Raw genomic sequence first — 3,339 nt, 5'->3', positions numbered from 1 at the left:
GATGTAAAGATGGTAACCATCTATGGCGGATTCGGTGGTTATCAAATCGGTCAGCAATCTCGACGACGAGGGAGACCGCAGGTCCTACCGTATTCGCCTGTTCCTGTCTTTTTTCGCCATCTACGTGCTCTGGGGTACCACGTTCCTCGCCATCCGCATCGCCGTCGAAGAGCTCCCCCCGCTGTTCGCCGCTGGATCTCGCTTCTTCACCGCCGGCGTCCTGCTCTACGCCTTCATGCGATTTAAAGGCGGGGCGAAACCGACGCTCGCGCAGTGGCGAAGCCTGACCATCATGGCACTCCTCATGTTCGTCGCCGAGTATGGCCCGCTCTTCTGGGCAGAAAGGTACGTCCCCTCCGGCGTCGTCTCCGTACTCGCAGCCACGCTCCCCATCCTCACCCTGATCCTGGAGATGCTCATCCTCCGCCGGCAGCGCATGCGGCCCATGTGGGCCGTCGCGACGATCCTCGGCTTCGTTGGCGTCGCCGTGCTCCTCATTCCCGGCAGCAAAGTCCATCTCGCTCTCGTCCCATGTCTCGCCATCCTCGCCGGCGCCACAACCTGGGCACTTGGCTCTGTCCTCACCCGCTCCATGAACCTGCCCAAATCACGCCCTGTCACCGCGGGCGCTGCCATGATGCTGGGCGGCGCAATGCTTCTTGCACTCTCCGCTGGATTCGGCGAGATGCACCCTTTCCCGCACATCTCCCTGCGTGCTGTCGGAGCGTTGCTCTACCTCATCATCTTCGGATCGCTGCTGGCGTTCACAGCCTTCGTCTGGCTGCTCGGTCACATGCCCGCGACGCGCGTCTCCAGCCACGCCTATGTGAATCCCATCGTCGCCGTAGCCCTCGGCTACTTCATCGCCGGAGAAGTAGTCACTGGCCGCATCCTCGCCGGCACAGCCCTCGTCCTCATCAGCGTCTTTCTAATCCTGCGCCGCGACTAGGCACCAATCCGAGTGCCCCGAATCGACGGGTGCCCCAGAGCCTGCCCTGAGCGAAGCCAAGGGTCTCGATTTTGAGACCTGGGAAGGGAATTTATTTCAGACCCCTCACTCCACCCGCAGCGCCATCATCGGCTCCACCCGCGAAGCCCGCAAGGCCGGCAGCCACACTGCCAGAAGCGCCACCGTTGCCAGCACCACCGGCACAGCGATAAACGCCGTCGGATCCCACGTCTTCACGCCGAACAGGAAGCTCGCAATCAGGCGGGTAAGTCCGAACGAAGCGCCGATCCCGACCACCATCCCGATCAGCGTCAGCCTCATGCCATCCCACACAACCATTTTGCGAATCGTCCCGCGATCCGCGCCAAGCGCCATGCGAATCCCGATCTCCTGCGTTCGCTGCTGCACCGAGTACGCAATCAATCCGTAGATCCCGATCGCCGCCAGCACCAGCGCGATCGCGCCGAAGATCGTGAGCAGCATCATGTTGAAGCTCTGCCGCGACGTCGTCCTCGACACAATTTCCTCCATTGTTCGGATGTGGGACACTGGAAAGCCTCCGCTCGCCTGCCGCAACTGCTCTGAGATGGCCGCGCTCAACTGCCGCGGGTCACCGTGCGTGCGAACCGCCCACCGCAGCGGCACGATCTTCGCATTCAGCGCGGTCATCGCATCCAGAACCTGCGAGTCCGGCACAATCATCAGCGGCGGAGTGTCCTGGTCCAGCCCCCGGTCATGCGTGTTTCCCACCACGCCCACAATCTGGCGCGCCGGCTCTTCAAATGGAGGCCCCATGCCTTTGCCAATCGAAATCTGCTGCCCGATTGGATTCTCATTCTTGAAGTACTCCTTCTGCAGGGCCTCGTTGATGATCACCACGCCCGGCGAAGAAGCCGTATCCGCATCAGTGAATTCGCGCCCGCGAATTATCGGAATCTTGAACGTCTTGTAGTAATCCGGGGATGCCTGCATCCATCCCGCGCCCGGCTGCCCCTTGGCTGGATCCACTGGCCTTCCAACAATCGCGAACGGCAATCCGAACTGCCCTTCCACCGGCAGGCAGCATGTGAAGGCCGAGCTTTCCACCCCCGGTATGCCGTTCAGCCGTTGCCTTCCGTCGCGCGAAAGCTGCGCAATTGCGGCCGTTTTGCTGAACCGGTCCCCGTTCATCGACATCTCCATCGTCAGCACATTATGCGGATCGAAACCAGCGTTCACCCCGCGCAGCGCAACAAAGGTGCGAATCAGCAGAGCGGCTCCCACCAGCAGCACTATCGCCAGCGCAACCTCTGTAACCACCAGCAGTGAGCGCGTCTTCCCCTGACGGAAGCCCGTTCCTGCGCGGTTGCTGCTCTCCTTCAGTGTCGAATTCAGATCGGTGCGCGACACGCTGAACGCCGGAAACAGTCCGAACAATATTCCCGTCCCGCACGAAACCAGGAGCGTAAAGCCAAGCACGCGCCAGTCCACTCCCACCGCTGTTCCATCCTCTCCCAGCCGCGGCAGCCCCGCCGGACTGATCGCCAGCAGCCACCGCACTCCCAGAAACCCAAGTGCCAACCCCAGAACCCCGCCGATCACGGCCAGTAGAACGCTCTCTGTCAGTAGTTGCCGGATCACCCGTGCCCGGCTTGCACCCATCGCCGCGCGAATCGCGAATTCGCGTTTGCGCCCCGTCGCCCGAACCAGCAGCAGATTGGCCACATTGGCGCACGCAATCAGCAGCACCAGCCCCACGGCACCCAGCAGCACCAGCAGAGACGTCCGCGCATCCTGCACAATCGAATCCCGCAGCGGCTGAACCGCAAACCCTCCTTTCGGATCAGCGTCAGGGAATCTTCGCCGGAATTCGGCGTACGCCAGCTTCATCTGTGCGTTTGCCTGCGCCACCGTCACGCCGGGCTTCAGCATCGCGGCTCCCAGAAAGAAATGTCCCTGGTTGATGCTGTTCGCCTCAAACTGAAACGGAATCCAGATATCCGCCTCAGGGTCCGACACGAAATCTCGCCCCAGCACGCCAATAATCGTGTACGGCTCACCGCCTAACGAAAGCGCCTGCCCAACGACCTTCGGATCTCCGCCGAACCTCCTCTGCCACAAGCCATAGCTCAACACCACCACGTGCCCGCCATTCTGCGAGTCTTCCTGTTGCGTGAAAGTGCGGCCCAGAATCACCGGCGCACCGAACACGCGGAAATACCCCTCCGACACGTGAATGCCGTGGATCAACTCCGGCCGGTCCCCCGTAATGTTGAATCCTGGCCCCGCAAAATCGTACGCCGCCACATCCTTGAAGATCGAAGTCTGCCTCTGCCATTCCTGGAACTTCGGAATCGACGCGCCCGGCCCGCTCCCCCCCGGACCCGTCAGCAGGATCTGCATGATTCGAT

Annotated in this window: 2 protein-coding genes; one reads left to right on the top strand and one right to left on the bottom strand. The window is 61.8% G+C overall.

Features of this window, described 5'->3' with window-relative positions; translation table 11 throughout:
- Nucleotides 1–22 precede the first annotated feature (22 nt).
- Nucleotides 23–949 carry an EamA family transporter gene (locus WA354_RS20290; RefSeq protein ID WP_472814839.1) on the top strand — a complete coding sequence of 309 codons (927 nt, stop codon included), beginning with the start codon at nucleotides 23–25 and terminating at the stop codon, nucleotides 947–949.
- Between the two features lie 105 nt (nucleotides 950–1,054).
- Here WA354_RS20290 and WA354_RS20285 read toward each other — a convergent pair.
- On the bottom strand, nucleotides 1,055–3,339 hold a 2,285-nt coding region (locus WA354_RS20285; RefSeq protein WP_472814838.1), incomplete at its 5' end, for an ABC transporter permease.

The organism is Occallatibacter sp., from assembly GCF_049802275.1.
Taxonomy (GTDB): domain Bacteria; phylum Acidobacteriota; class Terriglobia; order Terriglobales; family Acidobacteriaceae; genus Telmatobacter.
The sequence above is the reverse complement of the archived record's forward strand: the minus strand, read 5'-3'. Positions and strand labels throughout refer to the sequence as shown.

What these genes read in the sequence shown, in the direction of transcription:
- WA354_RS20290 (WP_472814839.1), top strand. Translation starts at nt 23, where the DNA reads ATGGCGGATTCGGTGGTTATCAAATCGGTCAGCAATCTCGACGACGAG.